The following is a 20,981-nucleotide window of genomic DNA, read 5'->3' on the forward strand; positions in this document are numbered from 1 at the left end:
TTACTTTCTTGCTATTAAAATGTACTCCTCAGGATAAACCAGTTTGCTATTCTTATTATCCAACTTTGAAAATCTACCAGACTTTTTATCTCGTATTGTAGGGATCAATTTGTTTGGAATAGAGCGCTTAATGATATCTACAATCTCAAAACCTTGCATGGTGAGGATTTCTGCAAAGACTTCAGATGATTTAATTTTCACATCCATCAATGTCGTATTACCGATCACAATACAAGCGTGACCTCCAGCCCGTAGTACCCGGAACATTTCCTTTCCTACTGAAAGCATATCGTTAAAATAATTAGCAACTTCTTTTGCTGTGCGCTTGTCCATTTCAAGCAGATTATTAACTATTTCCTGTCCTATAAATGATGGTGTACTAGTCTCTTGATTCAGAGAATAAAAAGTTCCGATGAACCCCTTTCTAAATCCGTACAGATCTGTTATATATTCATACCAATATCCCGTGAGTTGATGGATATCAGCGTACTCGTAGGAGGTGACATATGGGGGAGAAGTAATAATTGCTCCAACACTGTTTGAAGGTATGCTCGTATTTCTAGCATCTTCAAGTTTTATTTCACATTTTGTCGTGATAAAATGGCTGGTCTCAAGCTGTTCATAGAACTCTTTATTCTTCCTGGCCATTTGATTAACCTGGATGCGAAATGCTTTGAACGGATCAACAGGACTCTTTTTAGGGTCAACTTGGGGCTTAGTGCTTGATTGTAACCATTTTGAACAATTCTTTAGGATGTTTGACAGAGCTACAAGAAAGAAGTCTCTGATTGATGTATTTTGCTCTTCTAATACTTGTTGATATAAGAATGCTATCTTTTGCTTGTGTTCGGGAAAAAACCAATAATCGATTCTTTCATGAAGCTTGAGAGTTTTCGATTCAAAGCCACTGAATTTCTCGATTTTATTGAAGACTTTTTGGGTTGTACGTTGTAGCTCATCAGGGTGTATAGGAGTCGTCTTTGCCTGAGTAATCAAAATGGCTACAGGGTTAATATCTACTCCAATAGAAGCCCGGCCATGAACTTTGGCTTCTACAAGAGTGGTTCCGCATCCTGCAAAGAGATCCGCAACCAAATCATTCTGATCTGTGTAATCCTCTATAAGCTTTTTCACCAGATTCGGTAGAAATTTTGCAGGGTATCGATGATACCCATGTGTCCACTGTTCAGTTGAACGCACGTTTTTGAAGCACCATTCTGGGCTAACAGGGATTTCCTGGAACTTTCGTCTAATATCGGTGATAGGATTATGTATGGCAGTAGTCATTTTCGTTTCGTTGGATTTAATAAGTCACGGATATCAACGTTGAGTACTTTAGCAACCTGATGAAGGGTTTCGAGAGAGGGCTGAATCTCATTGGTACACCAACGGGATACTGTGGATTCACTTTTGCCCAACTGCTCTGACAGCCACTTGTTTGTTCGGTTTAGCTCTGCTAAAACTACTTTAAGACGATTTATTGCTATTTTGCTCATATTGATTAGCATCTCATGCAAATATATTGAGTTAAATGAAACCGCCAAGTAAATGCCAAATAATCTGCTCACACCCTCTTATCCTTCGCTTCCTTCTCAAAAGCAATCACGTTCATCATCTCCCTTAATCTGCTTCTAACCCGATTTCCATAGCAGTTTTCAATTTCGCTGGCAGAAAGGTTGGTGGTGGCGTGTGTGATCATGTGCCGGCTAATGAACATGTCGTAGCGACTGAGGAGGATTTCGGCCAGCACATTTGTTTCGTTTCCATAATATTTGATGTTGGACTCTACACCCAGATCATCAAAGCAATAGGCTTTCGGGCACAGCTCTCCACCTGTCTGCTGGAAGGCTGCTTTGGAGTATTTGTTGATGACTGAATAGCCATCCTGAATGAATTCCAGCGTAATATCCCGTGTGGACTTGATGAGATATTGCTCTTTGGGTGCGAGCATGAAGCGAAGCAGGGTCATCAGGGAGGTTTTGCCACAACCGACCGGACCGGTCAGCAGGATGCCTTTGTGTAAGTCAATGCCGTGCTTTTCAGCATTGGGTTTGTCCTGGTAGAAGTAGACCAGAAGTTTGAATATAATCAAGTGGTCTTCCTTCCATATCCGGAATTTTGGACTGGTGTAGGCCTTGCCTGCTTTCTCCAGAAATTCAAGGCATTTGTCGAATTGGATGATGTTGCTTTGAACACTCTCTGAGCAAGACTTAGAGTGGCTCGCCATAGTCTTTGCCGGTTCCTGAGTGGAGGTTTCCGGGTTTAGGACCTGGCTGATGGTTTCGCTGATCTTTTGCATAGGCATTAAATTTTTGGGCGTTCAGCATCCAGTTGCGGGCGGCTGCTTTCCAGTCTTTCATTTTGGAACGGCCACCTACCAGCCAGCCATTGCTCTGAAAGTAGTTGTAGAACTTCTCGGCCTCCAATGAAGGATATCCTTTTTCATCAAAGTAGATTTTGACATGTTCTTCCAGAGGTGGAATGTCCGGGCCATAGCCGGTCATTCTTTCTCTTTTAGCGGAACTTTTCTCTTTCTTCATTTCCGAATCATTTGAACTTGTCTCAAAATTTTTAGCTCGCTTACCCAAGTTTGTTTCGTTTTCATAGTTTAAAGGGTTTGTATTGTTTGTATAAGGTCTCACAGCTATTTCACTGCCTGTATCAGTACCCTTATCATCACCTTTATCAAAACTGTACAGGTAAATGAGGCTGCCCCGATGCGGATTGTATGACGGTTCATAACGGATATACCCGAATTGATCCAACTGTTTCAGGCACTTGGTGTAGGTGTTCACCGAACCGATTTTTGACAACCTCATCAACTCGTCCCGCGACACGGATATCGGGTTCTTGAAAAAGTTGAGGTTCCACCGCCTGAACAAGGCCATATACAGACTGATATGGTAGGGCGTGAGCCTGGTATCTGCATCCATCTGCTGGAACGCTGCGGAAAGGTGCCTGATGTAGTTCATGCCCGGCCATGTGCTTTACCTCAAGCGGTTCTGAAACTTATTGGACTGGAGCATGGACTGAATGTCGGTATAGTCATAGTAGATTACGCCCCCGATCTTGGTAAAAGGCAATGTGCCGTTCACCCGCAGGTTCTGCAAGGTGCCGGGTGAAATACCAAGGAGCTTGCGGACTTCATAGGATTTCAGCCATTTCTTGGTTGGCTGCCCGGAATGTTCTTTGAGTAGCCTTTTGAGATCTTCCAGGAGTTCGATCTTGAACTCACGAAGGTCGTCCGTGGTAATTACTTCTGCTGCCATATCTTAACAAATGTTGATTGAACAGCGAAGATGTTCCCGTTTAGTGGGTTTTATTCACAAGGCAAACCGAAGTTGGGAAAGATTTTATTCTATTTCTCATCAGCTTCATCCATTCTGCGGATAAGGCTTTCATGCAGGGAATCGAGGAATTTCGTCCTTCCTGTCTTTCTGATACGTATTTCGAGGAATGTGCGGTGGTATTGTCCTAAATCAACTCCAAAAGTGTCTTCCATACATTTGGAAATTTCTTTCAAGTCTGCTCTACCATGGTTAAAAACCCCACGGGCATGGAGGGCGTACATCAGCTCAATCAACGCTACTTTGGAGTCTGTCCATGTTATTTTCACCTTCGGTTCGACTTGTGATTTTCCGTTGTTTAAATCTGTCAAGCTCAGCTTGTTCAACTCATCTTCCAGATAGACATTGAGCAGGTCATTGGCCAGGATGTTGGAAACCTTAAAATCATGGCTAGTTGAGAAGTTCGGGTCAGTTTCAAAGAAGAAAGAATCAAGCGTTAACCTTATGTCCTGTTTGCCCCTTACAAAATATTTGTGATCCAGGTAATTGCTGTGAGTACGGTAATAGCGGTAAAATTCCAGATTGTCATCAAAATATCGTTTCAGTTTGTCCAGTTCATTCTGATAGTATTTGCGTCTTACTTTGATACCTCCATTGGGCTTGTTGGTTTCAATGTTGAACACACTAAGATGGTAGATGAGCTTACTGACGAATTTCGGTTTGATCTCCTTGAAAAACAGGATTTCGCTAGCTTGAGAATCTAATGGGTTTTTAGTCAAGCCCTCCCTTAACTGGTTAATGGCAATCAGGACCATTTGAAAGCTCTGTTCAGATTTTTTGAGGAGGTTATCTTCCTCCAAATCGATCATTCTAAGCTTTTCTTCTAAATCTTCATATAGTTGGTTATAGTTATCAGACATTTAAAAAGTGAGTTTATCATTTCCATAGCTTTAAATATTCCTAATTACTTTTGCATCCTCACCGCATTCAATATTGCCAGTAGTGCCACTCCCACATCGGCAAATACGGCTTCCCACATAGTGGCCAGGCCTCCGGCACCCAAGGCAAGGACTATGACTTTTACACCGAAAGCCAGGCCGATATTTTGCCATACGATCCGTTTAGTCTGTTTACCTATTTGAATAGCAGTAGCAATTTTAGAGGGCTGGTCGGTCTGAATGACCACATCGGCTGTCTCGATGGCGGCATCACTACCCAAACCACCCATTGCCATGCCCACATCTGCCAGAGCAAGGACGGGAGCATCGTTGATACCGTCCCCCACAAAAGCGATGATACGGTTGGTATCCTTTTTCAGTTCTTCAACCTTTTCCACCTTTTGTTCCGGTAACAGATCACCAAAGGCTTTATCTATTCCGAGTGATTTTGCCACTTGTTGGGTCACTGCATTCTTGTCTCCTGACAGCATGATCAGTTCCCGAACTCCTGATTTGTGTAATGCATTGATTGCCTGGGCAGCATCCTCTTTGAGTTCATCTGCTATCACCAGGTAACCGGCATATTTTTGGTCAACGGCTATATGGATGACGGTATTAACCTCTCCGGCAGCATCAGCACAGGTAACGATCCCCTCCTTGTCCATCAGCTTTTGATTGCCGATGAGCACATGCTTACCATTTACTTTTCCTTTCAGACCGTGCCCGGCTATTTCTTCCTGTTGCTCGGGTTCTGAAATTTCTTTGCCTTGCTTTTTAGTATATTCTGTAATGGCTTTTGCGATGGGATGGGTGGATTTGCTTTCCATAGCAGCCGCCAGACTAAGCCAATCTGTAGTAATTCCGTCCATGGTCACGGCTTTCTGAACTTCAAACACTCCCTTGGTCAACGTACCTGTTTTGTCCATCACCACGGTGTTCACTCTGGTCATGAGGTCAAGAAAGTTGGAACCTTTGAATAATATGCCTTTGCGGGAAGCTGCCCCAATCCCTCCGAAATAACCAAGTGGAATAGAAATGACAAGCGCACAGGGACATGAGATCACCAAAAAGATTAATGCCCGGTAAAGCCAGTCTTCAAACACATAGTTTTCTACAAAAAAGTAAGGCAGGAAGGTCAATCCCACTGCCAGAAAGGTAACAATGGGTGTGTAAACCCGTGCAAACTTACGGATGAACTGCTCGGTTTTTGCCTTGCGGGCGGTGGCGTTCTGCACCAGCTCCAAGATGCGGGCAAGTGAACTTTCGTTGAACCGTCTGGTTACTTTCAGCTCAATCAGCCTGTCGAGATTCACCATCCCAGCCAGCACATTTTCTCCTTTGTTGTAGGTGGCAGGTTTACTTTCACCAGTCAGGGCGGAAGTATTGAAGCTGCTTTTTTCACTGATCATTTCCCCATCGAGCGGTACTTTTTCTCCGGGTTTCACCTGTATGGTTTCCCCAATTTGTACTTCTTCCGGGTGTACGGACACCATTTGCCCGCTTCTATATACAGAGGCCGAATCCGGGCGTATGTCCAGCAGGGCTTTGATGTTGCGTTTGGCCCTGTTCACTGCTGCATCCTGAAACAGCTCCCCGATGGCATAGAAAAGCATCACCGCCACCGCCTCAGGATATTCGCCTATGGCAAAAGCTCCCAGAGTGGCTATGCCCATGAGGAAAAATTCAGTGAACACATCACCTTTCAGTATGGACTTCCAGCCTTTGACCAATACCGGCCAACCCACAGGCAAATAGGCCAGCACATACCAGCCTATGCGGATCCATCCCTGGAAAAATGCAGGCTGTCCCCATTGATCAGCGGCTATTCCTGCAAGCAGAATGACAAGGCTTACAATACCACTTCCCCAGGTTTGCAGGAAACTGGAGGAGGTTTTTTCCTCCTGCTTTTTTGGTTTGTCCGGATGCTGGTCGGTGCTGCAGCAGGCTTTGTTGTCTATATTGTTAGTATTAGTCATACGCTTGTCTGTTTTAATGTGTGAAAAAGGAAATGATGCCCGTGACAATGAGGATGCACCCCGAAACCAGCCCGGTATTATGCTCCAGCCTGTGCCAGTTGAAACGGTGCAGGCCTTTCTGGGCGAGGTACACCCAAAAGGTGATCCCTAACACGGAAACGATGGTGTAGAGCAAGCCCACGGTCAGGATCATCGGCCATCCATGAGTCCCTGCCATCAGAAAGTAGGCTTCAATTTCCAGGCAGGGGGAAAGAAACATCATAAATACCAGCAAGGTCACTACTTGTGTTGCTCCGGCCTGGTCCAGCTTTTGCTTTTCATTGAAGTGAAAATGATGGTGTCTGTGGTGTTGGATGATGAAATAGAACCCTATGGCAATGAGCAAAGCAGGAATGACCCAACGGGTGTAACTGTTAAGCGTTTCTGCCAGTGAAAGGCTGAATAAGCCCAGAAACACGCCCAACAGAAAGGTACTCAGCGAATGAGCCAGAGCTGCCATAGCCGCAATGCGAACCGTCTTGCTACCTTGCCAGCCAAACCGTTCTTTCAGTGCCAGCACAAGCAACCAATGGCTGGGGATCAGACCGTGCAGGAGACTGAGCATGATGGTACCGGTGAGTAAGGTGGTCATGTTCGGCTTGGGTTAAATCTAGAATTCTATCTCGTTTTCGATAAATGCTTTTGCTCCACCGGGCCCTGATAGTTCAAGCCAGATAGGAGATCTTGGCCCGGCAACCGTAAGACTGAAAGTGAAAAAGTCACAGCAAAGCCGTTCGGTTTTGATGAAGTCGCTGATTAGGTCCAGCGTTTGATCCGAGCCATCAAACCTGTACCTGAACCCGTTGACAAGTTCCTGTTTTTCTAATACCATCTCTTTTAAGGAAGCTATCACAGTAGCTTTTCTTAACCTCAGCTCCAGAGTAGTGAGCTTGCAAGTGATTTTGTTTTCGTCCATAGTGATTGCTTTAAGAAGTTCGTGGGGCATACATGATTATGAGTATTGAATCTCATCTTGTTAAGTACCTACCTGAAAATACGTGTAAACACAATGCACAGTAATTGCAATTTTCATCCTGCACACTTCCCGCAAACTCCCTTTACCACCAAGTTGGCTTCTTCGCCTTTGAACTTATCTGGCAGGTCAATTTCCGGGATTTTGTACTTGGGCAAACAGAAGGTTTCGCTACACACCCTGCAATGGAAATGTACGTGCAAATCCCGTTCGATATTGCATTCACAGCCTTCTTCGCATAAGGCGTATTTGGGCGCTCCGGTACCATCATCTATGCTGTGCACCAGTCCATTTTCCTGAAAGGTCTTCAGGGTGCGGAATAGTGTCACCCTGTCCGACTTTTCAAATGCTTTTTCCAGGTCAGAAAGGCTGATGGCTGCCTCCTGACTGGTCAGGGCTTCCAGCACCAACAGCCGCATGGCTGTTGGTCGGATGTCCTTTTCTTTGAGTTTATTTTCGAGTTCTTTGATCATAGGTGTCCTTTATTTTAATGCCCGTGTCCTCCTTCTTCTTCTGTATTTTTGGCTTTCGCCAACAAGGTGAAGGCACCTTCGGTGACAAGTTGAATGTTGCTCAAGTCCTCCGCTGTATCGGCCAAAGAAATCTGCGTATAGCCGTCTTCGGTATATCCCTTGATGACTTCCAGCATTTGAAAATCGTGTACGGTTTCACCGTTCTCTGATTTCTTACCCGCATAAGAAAAAACGTATTGTTTGCCGCCAAACCGCACAATGGAGGCTTCCGGTGCAGTCAAGGTTTCATTGCTGTCGGTTTCGATCTTAGCCGCCACATACATGCCCGGCTTCAGGTCTTCATGCATCTGCTTTAGGTGGCCGTGTACGGTTACGGAACGGTCTTCCCTTACTCCACTGCCCACAAGGAACACTTCGGCTTCCCGCCATTCTTCGGGTGAATTTGCAAGGGCAAAACGGATGCGCTGACCTTCATTGACCCGTGGAATGTCGTTTTCATAAACGGTGAGTTCCACGTGCAGGTCTTCCGAGTTGGTAATGTCCATGATCACGTCCTGTGGGTTGATGTATTTGCCCACATTGGTGAACACCTCACGAACAGCGCCTGTTACCGGAGAATAGATGTTGACGGACGCAGAAACGGTACCTTCTTTGATCTTGGGGATGCTGAAACCGATTAATTTCAGCCTTTCCTCCATGCTTTTGATACGGGCTTCATTGGCCAGGAAGTCACTTTTTGCCTGTTGAAAGGATTTGCCGGAGGCTACCTTTTCATCAAACAATTCCTTTTGTCGGTCATATTCCGCTTTCAGAAACTCCTGGTTGGCCAGGCTTTCCAAATAGTCCTGTTGAAATTGAATGAACTCCGGGTTTTCAATCACCACCAACAACTGCCCTTTTTTCACCTTTGTGCCGGGCAGCATCTCAGTATATTTCACAAAGCCTCCATAGGGCATATTGATAGAAACATTGCTTTGCGGAGGCACGTCAATAACTCCATTGACCCGAAGTTCTGAGCCAATAACCCGCTGTTCCACGTTTCCTATTTTGATACCTGCCTGCTCAAATTGCGCCTGCGACAGTTCCACTGTATTTTCACCTTCTTCGTGATGTTCTTCTGTGGCCTCCTCATTTTTTGATCCACAAGATGTTATAGCCATTCCTAAGAGAAGGGCCATCGAAATTTTACTAATGTATTTGAATGTATTTTTCATTGTTGATTTCTTTTTTTATTGAACACCTGAAATGAACTCGATCTCGATAATGGTTTGATTGTATTGGTTGAGGATGTCCAGGTAATTAAACCGGACTGTCAATGCCCGGTTAAGCCCCTGAATATATTCCACATAGCCAATTTCACCGCTTTCAAAACCCCTTTGGGCTTGTTTGAGAATAAGCTCTGCCTGAGGCAGGGCGTTTTGCTCATAATAATCCAGACTGGTTTGAAACTTTTGGTACTGCTGAAAGAGCGACCTGAATCTGCCTTGCAGTTCATTGGTTATAGCTTGCAGCCTTGCCTCACTTTCCTGTTTTCTGAGTTCAGCAGCTTTGATGACCGAGCCTTGTGCCTTTGCTCCAAAAAGGGGAATGGCTATAGCCACCTGAAAACCTGTGAAGCGGTCGCTGGAAGAGAAAGTGACCGGATTGCCATCCAGATCTTGATTCGGCCCATTGAGCGACTGGTTGAAATAACCCACCGTAAGGTCGGGTAGCAGCCTTGACTTTTCCACCGACTTTTCCCTTTCGGCTACTTCTATTTGTTGCCGGAACCATGCCAGGGTAGGGTTGTTGGCAATACTTGTGGTATCAAGAAGGACAGTGCTTTCCCGTACTTCGAGCTTGCCAACCGTGATGTCCACCGGGCTTTCCACATTGAGCAGGGTTTGTAACTGCGTCTGGTAAATCTCGATATCTGACAAGTTTTGCTGTAACATGGCTTTGATCTCAGCTACCTGCGATTCGGCTGTTGCTTTTTCAAGCAGGTTGCTTTCCCCGGTTTCATAGCGAAGGTTGGCAGCCCGCACAAAGCGTTGGTAAATACTGTCCTGCTCCAGCAATAACTGCCTTTTGCTTTTCTCCAGCCAGAGGATGTACCAGGTAGCCTTTACCTGCTGCACCAGTTCATTTTGGGTGGCGTTTTTTCGCCACTCGCTGGCTTCCATTCTCGCTTTGGCCAACTTGCTTTGGTTGGTATAAACCGTTGGAAAGGCTATGGATTGTGAAATATTGAACTGGTTGTCATTATTGTAAATACTGTTGTACTGCCCGTGCGTGAGGCTGAAACTGGTCTTAGACAGATTCCAACTTGCCCCTTTTAGCGCCCGTTCCTGCTGGGTTTGCAGGTCTGCTGCTTTCAGGTTAGGATTGTTCTGTATAGCTATTTGAATCGCCTCATCCAGCGATTGGTAGTTGGCCGGTGATTCCTGCGCCTTTACTTCCGTAAACTGGAAGAAAAGCAGGCCGATGATCAACAAAGGTGCTACTGCTCCCGGTTTTACTTTTATTCCTCTTTCAAAATAGTAGTAAAGGATGGGCAGCACCACAAGCGTTAAGAAGGTAGCCGTAATTAAGCCGCCAATTACCACAGTGGCCAGTGGACGTTGTACTTCCGCACCGCCCGATTGGGAAAGCGCCATAGGCAAAAAGCCCAGGGAAGCTACGGAAGCCGTCATTATTACCGGGCGCAGACGTATGCTTGTTCCTTTGTAAATCCGTTCGAAAATATCGGTAATGCCGTCCTTTTTCAGGTGGTTGAACTCGCTGATGAGCACTATCCCATTCAAAACGGCTACCCCAAACAAGGCAATAAAACCGACCCCCGCGGAAATGCTGAAAGGCATGTCCCTGAACCATAAGGCGAAGATGCCCCCGATAGCAGAAAGTGGGATGGCTGTAAAAATGAGGATGCCCTGCTTGATAGAACCAAAGGTGAAATAGAGCAATACAAAAATCAGTAGTAAAGCCAACGGTACGGCAAAAGCCAATCGTTCACGGGCTTCTACCAGGTTTTCAAACTGACCTCCATAGGTTACAGTGTAGCCCGGAGCAAACACCACCGACTCATCAATTTTTTGCTGAAGTTCTGTGACTATGCTCTCCACGTCCCGGTTGCGAACGTTGAATGCGACAATGATCCTTCTTCGGGTATCGTCACGCTGGATCTGGTAGGGGCCTTCCCTGATTTCCACTTCTGCCACCTGGTAGAGCGGAATCTGGTGGCCATCCTTACGAGCGATGTACAGGTTGCGGACTGATTCCACATCCTCCCGGTTGGTCTTATCCAATCTCACCACCAGGTCAAAGCGTCTTTCATTTTCATACACCAGGCCTGCTGATGATCCTGCAAAAGCAGCTTGTACCGAGCGGTTTACATCCCGGATGCTGAGTCCGTATTTGGCCAATTGATCCCTCTTGTAGTTGATGACAATTTGCGGAACTCCTGTTACCTCTTCAATGTAGAGGTCAACTGCGCCTTCCACACCGGAAGCAAGCTGACCGATCTGTTGGGCATATTCGGAAAGCTCGTTCAGGTTTTCCCCGTAAATTTTCACAGCCACATCCTGACGAACACCGGTCATCAGCTCATTAAAACGCATTTGGATAGGTTGCTGAAATCCAAAGGTTACCCCGGGTATTACTTCCAAAGCTTCAGCCATTTTATTCGCCAATTCTTCCCGATTGGAGGCCGTGACCCATTCGTCCTTATTCTTTAAGATGATCATCAAATCTGCCGCTTCTACGGGCATAGGATCAGTTGGAATTTCACCTGCTCCAATTTTTGAAACCACTTGTGTTACCTCAGGAAATTGTTCCAATAGGATTTTTTCTGCCTGAGTAGTAGCCTGTATGGTATTTTGAAGAGAGCTTCCGGTAATTACCCTGGTCTCAACGGCAAAGTCGCCCTCCTCCAGGGTAGGTACAAACTCACCGCCCATATTGGAAAATACCCAAAGCGATACCCCAAACAATCCAAGTGCAACACCTAACATCAGTGGTCGTTTGTGCATGGCCCATCGGATGGCAGGATCGTAGAGGCGGTGAAAAAAGGCCATGATCTTATCGGAAATATTGGGCTTGTATTTAGTTTTTTTGCTTAGTACAAGTGCTGACATCATGGGCACATAAGTGAGTGAAAGAATAAAAGCCCCAAGAATGGCAAAGCTTACGGTTTGCGCCATTGGGCCGAACATCTTGCCTTCTACACCCACTAAAGCCAAAATGGGGAGATAAACGATTAAAATGATGATTTCCCCGAATGCGGCTGAATTTCGGATCTTGCTGGCAGATTGATACACTTCCATGTCCATTTCCTGCTGGGTGAGTTTCCTGCCCAGCTTTAGCAAACCTAAGTGGTGCAGTGTGGCTTCAACAATGATCACCGCTCCGTCCACAATGAGGCCAAAGTCAATTGCCCCGAGGCTCATCAGATTACCCGACACGCCAAAGAGGTTCATCATGCCAAAGGCGAAGATGAGCGCAAGGGGAATGACCGAAGCAACTATGAGACCTGCCCGGAGGTTGCCCAACAACAAGAGCAGTACGAAAATCACAATTAAAGCCCCTTCAGTCAGGTTTTTGGTTACCGTCCCTATGGCGGTATCGACCAGTTTGGTGCGGTCGAGAAATGGTTCTATTGTAACGCCTTCCGGCAATGTTTTGCGGATTTCCGCAATCCGGCTTTTTACGTTCTCGATAACTTCAGCTGAGTTTTCTCCTTTCAACATCATCACAATGGCACTAACTACCTCGCCTTCACCATTGCGGGTAGTAGCTCCATATCGAACGGCACTACCAAGCTGTACTTTGGCCACATCTTTTATGAGGACAGGGATACCATCTTCATTGCTTTTAACAAGCATGTTTCGGATGTCGTCCAAGTCGCCCACCAAGCCTTCACTTCGGATAAAGTAGGCATTGAGGTTTTTCTCGATATAAGCACCTCCGGTGTTTTCATTGTTTTCTTCCAAAGCCTGAAAAATATCTGCAATGGAGACGTTCATGGCCTTGAGCCTGTCCGGGTCTATGGCGATTTCGTACTGCTTGAGATAGCCACCAAAGCTACTTACATCGGCAACACCGGGCGTACCCAGCAACTGCCTGCGAACTATCCAGTCCTGAATGGTTCGTAGTTCACGGGCATCATATTGATCTTCATAGCCGGGTTCGGTACCTACCACATATTGGTAGATTTCGCCCAACCCAGTGGTAATGGGAGCCATGCCCGGTTGACCGACTCCCGGTGGGATTTGGGCTTGCACATCGGCCAGGCGTTCGTTTACCTGCTGACGTGCCCAATACACGTCCACATCTTCTTTAAACACAATGGTCACCACCGACAGCCCAAAGCGGGAGAAAGAACGGATTTCGTCCAGCTCCGGGATGGTGGCCATGGTGATCTCTATTGGGAAAGTGATTAAACGTTCTACCTCCTCAGCGGCCAGCGAAGGGGAAGTGGTTATGACCTGTACCTGGTTATTGGTAATATCCGGTACGGCATCAATGGGAAGCCTCGTCAGTGAGTAGCCTCCCCAAATGACCAGGCCTAGCGTAAGCAGGCCAATGATCAGTTTGTTCTTGACCGAAAATTGAATGATTTTATCCAGCATTTATTTTGCATTTTGAATCCTGATTTTAATGAATTGAATGGGGCGAAAATGCCCATCGGAGGGATGCCGGACGGCAATAAAAAGACTAAATCTTTACTTCATTGCGCAGTGCAATGAAGTAAAAGGCTCATATTAAAGTGTCCGGTAAATCAGGCCTTGGGGGGCTGGAAAGGAGATTCTGAGTACTCAGAACAAAGAGAAAAATTATAATGACTACCCTTGGTTTGGGTAGAAAAGTGTAAAGTGGCTATTTCTGGCTGCCCCAGTAAAGGGGTCATGAAAATGTGGACGTGACAGCACTGGTGCTGGCCATGAAAGGGTAGATCATCGTGATCAGAATCATCGTGGTGCCCTTGAGCATCACCCGTATCATTGAAATAATCTTCAGCCAAAAAATCCAAAAATGAATCCCCATCAAATTCCTGATGTTCTTCGTAGTGATCAAAAAGGTTGGGGAGCTTTTGCAGCTCGCAACATAAATCCATACCAGGTGCCATTGCCTGCATCAGGAACAGAAAACTGAACGATATGGATAAGATGGAATTCATTTGCCTGCAAATATACGCAAAATAAAGGTGCAAGGGTAGTGCATTTTTTTTCACTACCATTGCACTATCCTTATTTCAAAAAAATAGCAGCGTTATAACAACATCTTCCTTTTCAGCAATTGCGCATTAATGGCCACAATGACCGTACTCAGGCTCATGAATACTGCACCTATTGCAGGACTGATCACCAGACCTGGAATAAAGCCTGTGGCCAGCGGCAATGCAATCGCGTTGTAGCCGGTAGCCCAAGCGAGGTTCTGGATCATTTTGTTGTAAGTGGCCCTGCCAAACAGTACCAGGTTGGCAATGTCTTTTGGGTTGCTGTTGACCAATATGATATCGGCTGTCTCGGCAGCCACATCGGTACCGGAACCTACAGCAATGCCCACATTGGCTTGTGCCAATGCAGGGGCATCATTTACCCCATCACCCGTCATAGCCACAAAGTGGCCTTCCTTCTGAAGCTTCTTGATAATCTCTACTTTTTGGTGTGGAAGCACCTCGCTATAGTAGCCATCCAGCCCAAGTTTATCGCTTACTGCTTTGGCCGTTTTCTCATTGTCACCAGTGGCCATATACAGTTTCATACCTTTTTCCCGAAGCGTTTCGATGGCCTTGGAGCTTTCTTCCCTGATCTTATCCGACAGGGCAATGAACCCAATAAGTTTTTCTTCCCTGAGGGCAAACACTATGGTTTCAGCTGCATCAGAGCCAGCTTTTTCTGGTATCTCTATTTTGTTTTCCTTCAGGTACCTTGGGCTGACCACCTTCCAGCTTTTCCCATCGATCTTGCCCTGAATACCCTTGGCCGTCAGCGATTCAAAATTTTCTACCTTTTTCAGTTTTAGTTTTGCCTCTTTCGCTGCTTTCACAATTCCCTGCGCTATGGGATGCTCCGATTGCTGTTCTAGCGAAGCGACAAATGACAAAAGCTCCTCTTTGGCTATGTCATCCGACAGACTCTCATGGCGGGAAACCCCAAACTTTCCTTCGGTCAGTGTCCCGGTTTTGTCAAATACCATTGCGGTAATCTTCCGGGCATTTTCAAAAGCGGTACGGTTACGGATCAGCAAGCCTTTGCTTGCGGAAACAGCTGTGGAAATTGCTACGACCAATGGAATGGCCAAACCCAATGCGTGTGGACAGGAAATGACCATGACGGTCACCATTCGTTCAAGGGCAAAATCAAGTGGTTTACCCAAGCTGATCCAGGTCACCAGCGTAGCTGTACCGGCACCAATGGCGATGAACGTGAGCCATCTGGCGGCAATGTTGGCCAGGTTTTGGGTTTTCGATTTGGCTTTCTGAGCCTCTTCCACCAGCGTGATCACTTTATTGAGGTAGCTTTCTTTCCCGGTTTTGGACACCTTAACTTTGATGGATTGGCTGCCATTTACCGATCCGCCAATGACCTGGTCTCCTTTGGATTTTTTCACCGGCTTGCTTTCACCGGTGAGCATGCTTTCGTCCAGATGACTTTCTCCATCCACCACTGTGCCGTCCGCAGGTATTTTCTCATTGGCTTTTATTAGGATGATGTCTTCTTTTTTCAGTTCATCCACTTTGATGTCCTTGATTTGGTCTCCATGTACCAGGTGCGCTTCGGAAGGCATCATTTGCACCAGCAATTCAAGTGCCCTTGATGCTCCCATTACCGATTTCATTTCGATCCAGTGCCCCAGCAGCATGATGACAATCAGTGTGACCAGCTCCCAGAAGAAGTCCATCCCTTCCAAACCAAACACCACGGCCGAGCTGTACACGTAAGCCACGGTTATGGCCACTGCAATCAAGGTCATCATGCCGGGGTTTTTGTCTTTCAGCTCGTCCCAAAGTCCTTTGAGAAAAGGCCAGCCCCCATAAAAGAAGACAATAGTGGAAAGCCCAAAAAGGACGTACTGATCACCAAAAAAGGTCAGCTCAAATCCCAGTAATTGTTGGATCATGTGAGACAATGCAAGGATTGGCACAGTGAGCACCAGAGATATCCAAAAACGCTTTTTGAAATCTTCGATCATCATGGCATGATGGTCGTGGTGTCCATGCTGATGATCTGATTTGCTGGTGGTTTGATGATCTGATGATTGGATTTTTTGGTGATCCTCGTGTGTATGATGCTTGTGGTGTTCGTGATTATGCTTTTCCATGAGTAAAAATTTTAGTGGTTAATCTGTTTTAAATGGAAGGGAAACACTTAGCTTCTCCCATGACATGCGTATAGCGCCTGAGCCCTCTCCCTTGTCTTCAATGGTATAAGTAAGCCGCTCGGCAAGGGGCATTCCTGTTTCAGGAGTTACTTCTATCCTGATGACATCCTCTGCCTGATCGTAATCATCAGCCAGGTGCTGCTCCCAGTTTTTGTTCAGGATCAATGTCCAGCGTTCCTGTCCGGGAATGGTAAAGAAGGCATATTTGCCTTTGGGGATGGTCGTACCTGCTATCTTGATTGCTTTGGAAAACTCCACGCTGGTAGCACTGTGGGCACCCGCAACCCAAACTTCTTCATAAGGTACCAGGCCGCCCCAAATGACCCTACTTCGAACCGCAGGTGAGTGGTAGTACACAGAAACATGGGCATTACCCACATTGCCATGCGCTTCCTGAGGGATGCTCTTTTTTGAATTTTCGGGTTGCGTGGCGGATGCAGCTTCAGGCTGGTGGTGTTCGTGACCATCGTGACCGCTTTTTTTGTTTTGGCAAGATGCGATCAGCAATGCCAGCGCAAGAGTGTAAATCAGTTTTTTCATCATTTATTCTTTTTAAGTTTTGAAGTGGTTTTTAAGAAAGTTTTAGAGGATACTGCGTAAAGTGTAAAGCCTGAAAGCACTGTAAAAAGGCCAAAGACTGAAAATGCCCTGAGCAGCCAATTGTTAAAGTTGTCCCGCCCGGCATAATCCATGGTGTGAAACATCCAGAGAAAATCGAACCAACGCCAACTGTTGTGCCTTACCCGCTCAAAGCGGCCATTGGAGGCATCAATATACGCTACCAGTTTTTCGGGATGATCAAAGTGGACAGCCCAGGCTGGTAGCGGCCTGCCACGGTATTCATGATGGTTGTCGGTTTCAGTAATCCATTCGGTTTTCAGGATTTTCAGGTTTTTTACGAGATGGTTCTGTGCGATTTCGACCGCCTCCGTTTCGGTTATGCCCTTTTTGATTTGCCCGGTCTGGGCATTGTAGAGCAGACTATCGTTGACCCAATAATGCGGTTGGTGATTGATGTAGCGAAGCTCAAGGGATGAAATACCAAGCGTTGAATCTAACTGAGCCGGACTGATTAAGTCCGGGGGTGAATGCGTCATTACATGTTCACGATGGAACTGGTCTCCATGGATTTTGTCAATATCCGTCCAACTAAAATAGAGGCCACTGATCGTCCACCCAATAAACTGAATGCCTATAAAAAGCCCCAGATACCGGTGCGTTTTGCGGATGTAGTAGTTTCTGTTGCGCTTCATTTTTGGGTGGATTTATCTGCCCGACTTAAGAACCATTTTTCACCTGCGAAAACTATTAGCATCACAGATGCAGAAACAATAAGAACCAAAAGGTCAGATGATGCCTTGATCCATAAGAAAGCTGCCAATACGATGAAATCCAACACCATCGCTGTGAGTACAATTGTTCCATTGGCTTTCACCTCTTTCCTCAAATACTTATATACACCCCAATGAATAATGATGTCCATCACCAAATAAAAAATGGCTCCTATGGAAGCAATTCTGGACAGATCAAAGAAAATAGTCAGGATGATAGCGATAAACACCACATACACCAACATATGCTTCTGTATTCGGCCTGACATGCCCAAATGACTATGTGGAATAAGTTCCATATCTGTAAGCATAGCCGTCATACGAGAGACTGCAAAAATGCTGGCAATCACTCCCGAAATAGTAGCTATTATGGCAATAGCAACGGTAAAATGAAGACCAAAATCTCCAAAAGCAGGTCTGGCAGCTTCAGCAAGGGAGTAATCTTTGGCTTGAATAATTTCAGAGATTGTAAGGCTTGAGTTTACAGCGAAAGCAACCAGAAAATACACCACTGTGCATATCAACAAAGAAATAATAATAGACAGGCCAACATTTTTTTGAGGTTCTGTAATTTCGCCACCACTATTAGTTATTGTAGTGAATCCTTTGTAGGCCAAAATGGAAAGTGCTAAAGCCCCAATATAACTGGTTGCTGAATAATCAGTGTTTTTGATGGCTTTTGGTATCAACCCTTCCAGAGAAAAACCCACTGCCCAGAGAGCTCCTATGGCAAAAATCAGAATTCCGATAATTTTGATAAATGACATGAACTGTGATGACTTTCCTATCAGCTTGTTGCCAGATATGTTAATCAAAAAAGCGCTAACCAAAAGAGCAACACCCAATATGGGAATCCAAAGTTCCTTGTTTTCAACTTCGAACAGTTGTAGGGTATAAGAGCCAAAAGTTCTGGCAACCAGGCTTTCGTTGATTACCATGGATAGTGCCATTAATAATGATGCAGAAGCTGTTATTGTTGATTTACCATAAGCTTTTTTCAAAATCATGGCTATCCCCCCAGCCGAAGGATACGTATTTGAAACTTTGATGTAGGAGTAAGCACTAAATGCTGAAATGAGAGCTCCCAAAACGAAAATGTAAGGAAACCAGGTCCCTGACAGTTCAGCCACCTGGCCCAATAATGCAAAGATTCCTGCACCGATCATTACACCAGTGCCTAAAGCAATTGATCCTAATAAACTTAAACTTCCTTTTTTATAACTTTCTTCCATAACTTCCTAATTAAAACATGACAGATAATCCGCCCCCTGCTCCGAAGCGGTTGTCATAGCTTGTCATCAGTGAAAAATTCTTAGAAAGCATGTATTGTGCACCGGCACTCCATACAATTTCTTCTTTGTAATTTTGGCCGGCCTCCAGACCGTTTACCAATCCTGCATCAATTTGATATTCGTAATAGCCAAAAATTGATAACTTCGGAAATATCATCAGCGATCGACCGATTCCAATTCTAGGCCGAAGCTCATTATCTATCCTTAGGTCAACATTGAACATATAAGGTGTAAACCACCGGATACCAGCCACGGCAATTGTCTTCATATCATCCAAACTATTCCTGGTGGTATTCTCAACATTAATACCTCCAAAAACCCTCAAATAATCGTACAGATAATACTCATAAGAAAATTCAGCTTCCAGGTTCTGATTCCATCCGTATTCCATTGATAAATTGAATTGATTGCGAATGTTTGAAGTGGTCAGATTGACTGTTGTATTATGTGAGGCAACATCTGCCATTCCCCAACTATAGAAGCGGTTGGTTTCGTGAATCAGTTTGGAAATTGGAAAGGGTTTCATTCTAGGGTCTTCCGGTGTATCATAGCTGACTACCCGTGCCATACCACCCATCATATGATAGAGAATATGACAATGAAAGAACCAATCCCCATATTCGTTCCCGTAAAACTCAATGGTTACTTTTTGCATGGGGGGCACATTCACCGTGTGCTTCAGGGGTGAGTAATCACCGCTTTCGTTGATGACACGGAAAAAATGACCATGCAGGTGCATGGGATGGTGCATCATCGTCAGGTTGTTAAGGGTGATTCGGGTAATTTGCCCCTCTTTGATTTTTATTTTATCGGTTTCAGATAGGGGAATACCATTCATGCTCCAGATGTAGCGGTTCATATTCCCAGTAAGATTGAGGAGGATTTCATTGACTGGAACATCCTTACCATAAACCGTTTTTTCAGGTGATTTCAGATAATTGTAATTGAATTCTGAAAACATGTCCATGTTTTCCATCCCGGGCATTTCAGCCATGGGAGCACTTGGCGGATCCATTTTGGAGTTTTTATCATCAGACATATCCATTGAGGAATGATCCATTTGGGAGACCTCTTCCTTATTTCCGGCCATATTCATACCCGGCATATCATTATCCGGGTTTTTGTCGCCTTTCATTTGCATTCCCCAGTTCTCCATCATTTTTTGGGGATCGTCCTTTTTAGGATTAAATTTTAGGGCAGGAGCCCCCATGCGCATGTCCATTTTTGCCATTTGCATCATCATCCCTATTTTATCAGGGCGGGGAACATCTTCGGCTGCTAAAACTTCACCTTGGCCCAAAAAAGCAGAGGCTGTTCCCGAACCATCCTGAGCGGTGGCCCGAAATTCCATCTTTCCACTTTCCGGAATACTTACAATAAAATCGTAGGTCTCCGCAATGGCAATAAATGTTTTATTGCGCTTGACCGGCTCAACATTTAGTCCATCAGCTGCAACTAAAGTCGGCTCTTCACCACCAAACGTCATCCAAAACGAGGTAGAAGCTGCCCCGTTAATAATTCTAAGCCTAACCTTTTCTCCGGGTTTGAAATTGGAATATTCCTGAACTTGTTCACCATTAACTAAAAAGGCCGGGTAATATATATCGGCAATGTCTGCACTTTCCATTCTCTGCCTCCAGAAATTTAACTGGGCTCCCATTGCACCTCTGGCAATAACGCGGTTGAGGGGTGTGGCCGTACCTTTTCGCCAGTTGTACCATTCGGTTCCTCGTTTCAAGAAACGAAGTACGTTCATAGGCTTTTCATTTGTCCAGTCCGAAAGTATTATAACAAGCTCTTTGTCATAGGCCAGGGTTTCTTCTTTAGGATGGATGACGATAGAGCCAAAAACACCACTCTGCTCTTGCAGCATGGTATGTGAATGATACCAATAGGTACCGGCTTGTTTCAGGGGAAATTCGTACTTCTGTGTTTCCCCAGGCGCGATGGGCGGAGTGGTGAGGTAAGGAACCCCGTCATAAAAATTTGGCAACAACAAACCGTGCCAGTGAATGGAAGTTTCTTCATCCATCTCGTTTTTTACATATATTACGGCATATTCACCTTCAGTAAAAGTAAGTGTGGGTCCCGGGACACTGCCATTAATGGCCATTCCCATGACTTCTTTGCCTGCCTTGTTCACTGCCAGCTCATTTATGGAAATGGCATATTCTCTTACAGGAAGATTATCAGTGTTGCCTTCGACTGATTTTTGAGTGAGGTTTTGCGCATTAGTTAGCCCTGATAATAAAAAAGACAAGGCAAATGCGAAAATTGCTAAAATTATATTAGGGAATTTTTTCATTATCTG

General features: G+C 45.3%; 18 protein-coding genes. All 18 read right to left on the bottom strand.

The features are described 5' to 3' along the window. The 18 genes from JKA74_RS06070 to JKA74_RS06155 all read right to left on the bottom strand — a co-directional run bounded on the left by JKA74_RS06070 (position 1) and on the right by JKA74_RS06155 (position 20,975). On the bottom strand, positions 1-1,287 hold the full coding sequence (locus tag JKA74_RS06070; protein ID WP_073094952.1) for a DNA methyltransferase: 1,287 nt from the start codon (positions 1,285-1,287) through the stop codon (positions 1-3). Then, a complete protein-coding gene (locus JKA74_RS06075; RefSeq protein WP_317041589.1) occupies positions 1,284-1,508 on the bottom strand; it encodes a helix-turn-helix transcriptional regulator in 225 nt (74 codons plus the stop codon). The genes JKA74_RS06070 and JKA74_RS06075 overlap by 4 nt, the downstream gene beginning before the upstream one ends. A 56-nt stretch (positions 1,509-1,564) precedes the next feature. Beyond that, positions 1,565-2,299, bottom strand: coding sequence for an AAA family ATPase (locus tag JKA74_RS06080; RefSeq protein WP_317193566.1), 735 nt, complete (start codon positions 2,297-2,299; stop codon positions 1,565-1,567). After that, positions 2,211-2,837, bottom strand: coding sequence for a hypothetical protein (locus tag JKA74_RS06085; RefSeq protein ID WP_201430287.1), 627 nt, complete (start codon positions 2,835-2,837; stop codon positions 2,211-2,213). Before JKA74_RS06085 ends, JKA74_RS06080 begins: the two co-directional genes overlap by 89 nt. A 150-nt stretch (positions 2,838-2,987) precedes the next feature. Beyond that, positions 2,988-3,269 (bottom strand): helix-turn-helix domain-containing protein, encoded by a 282-nt coding sequence (locus JKA74_RS06090; protein ID WP_073094955.1) that lies wholly within the window; start codon positions 3,267-3,269, stop codon positions 2,988-2,990. 89 nt (positions 3,270-3,358) lie between these two features. Continuing rightward, positions 3,359-4,207, bottom strand: a complete 849-nt coding sequence (locus tag JKA74_RS06095) for an RteC domain-containing protein (protein ID WP_201430288.1) — start codon at positions 4,205-4,207, stop codon at positions 3,359-3,361. 44 nt (positions 4,208-4,251) lie between these two features. Then, a complete protein-coding gene (locus tag JKA74_RS06100) occupies positions 4,252-6,201 on the bottom strand; it encodes a heavy metal translocating P-type ATPase (RefSeq protein WP_201430289.1) in 1,950 nt (649 codons plus the stop codon). Positions 6,202-6,214: 13 nt separating this feature from the next. Then, on the bottom strand, positions 6,215-6,832 hold the full coding sequence (locus JKA74_RS06105) for a hypothetical protein (RefSeq protein WP_144606384.1): 618 nt from the start codon (positions 6,830-6,832) through the stop codon (positions 6,215-6,217). A gap of 18 nt (positions 6,833-6,850) precedes the next feature. Beyond that, entirely contained in the window at positions 6,851-7,186 is a 336-nt protein-coding gene (locus JKA74_RS06110) for a hypothetical protein (protein ID WP_201430290.1), read from the bottom strand. 83 nt (positions 7,187-7,269) lie between these two features. Next, positions 7,270-7,686 (bottom strand): Fur family transcriptional regulator, encoded by a 417-nt coding sequence (locus JKA74_RS06115; RefSeq protein ID WP_201430291.1) that lies wholly within the window; start codon positions 7,684-7,686, stop codon positions 7,270-7,272. A 14-nt stretch (positions 7,687-7,700) separates the two neighbouring features. Beyond that, positions 7,701-8,900, bottom strand: coding sequence for an efflux RND transporter periplasmic adaptor subunit (locus tag JKA74_RS06120; protein WP_201430292.1), 1,200 nt, complete (start codon positions 8,898-8,900; stop codon positions 7,701-7,703). A gap of 15 nt (positions 8,901-8,915) precedes the next feature. Then, a complete protein-coding gene (locus tag JKA74_RS06125; protein WP_201430293.1) occupies positions 8,916-13,292 on the bottom strand; it encodes a CusA/CzcA family heavy metal efflux RND transporter in 4,377 nt (1,458 codons plus the stop codon). Positions 13,293-13,441: 149 nt separating this feature from the next. Beyond that, a complete protein-coding gene (locus JKA74_RS06130) occupies positions 13,442-13,840 on the bottom strand; it encodes a hypothetical protein (RefSeq protein WP_201430294.1) in 399 nt (132 codons plus the stop codon). A gap of 92 nt (positions 13,841-13,932) precedes the next feature. Then, positions 13,933-15,987, bottom strand: a complete 2,055-nt coding sequence (locus JKA74_RS06135; RefSeq protein WP_201430295.1) for a copper-translocating P-type ATPase — start codon at positions 15,985-15,987, stop codon at positions 13,933-13,935. 18 nt (positions 15,988-16,005) lie between these two features. Then, entirely contained in the window at positions 16,006-16,554 is a 549-nt protein-coding gene (locus JKA74_RS06140; protein ID WP_236587558.1) for a DUF2911 domain-containing protein, read from the bottom strand. A 32-nt stretch (positions 16,555-16,586) separates the two neighbouring features. Further along, complete coding sequence (locus JKA74_RS06145; protein WP_201430296.1) at positions 16,587-17,300, bottom strand: PepSY domain-containing protein; 714 nt, start codon at positions 17,298-17,300, stop codon at positions 16,587-16,589. Continuing rightward, positions 17,297-18,610 carry an APC family permease gene (locus JKA74_RS06150; RefSeq protein WP_073094959.1) on the bottom strand — a complete coding sequence of 438 codons (1,314 nt, stop codon included), beginning with the start codon at positions 18,608-18,610 and terminating at the stop codon, positions 17,297-17,299. The genes JKA74_RS06145 and JKA74_RS06150 overlap by 4 nt, the downstream gene beginning before the upstream one ends. A 10-nt stretch (positions 18,611-18,620) precedes the next feature. Then, entirely contained in the window at positions 18,621-20,975 is a 2,355-nt protein-coding gene (locus JKA74_RS06155) for a multicopper oxidase domain-containing protein (RefSeq protein ID WP_201430297.1), read from the bottom strand. Positions 20,976-20,981: the final 6 nt, after the last annotated feature.

The sequence above is a fragment of the Marivirga aurantiaca genome (assembly GCF_016679925.1).
Lineage (GTDB): Bacteria > Bacteroidota > Bacteroidia > Cytophagales > Cyclobacteriaceae > Marivirga > Marivirga aurantiaca.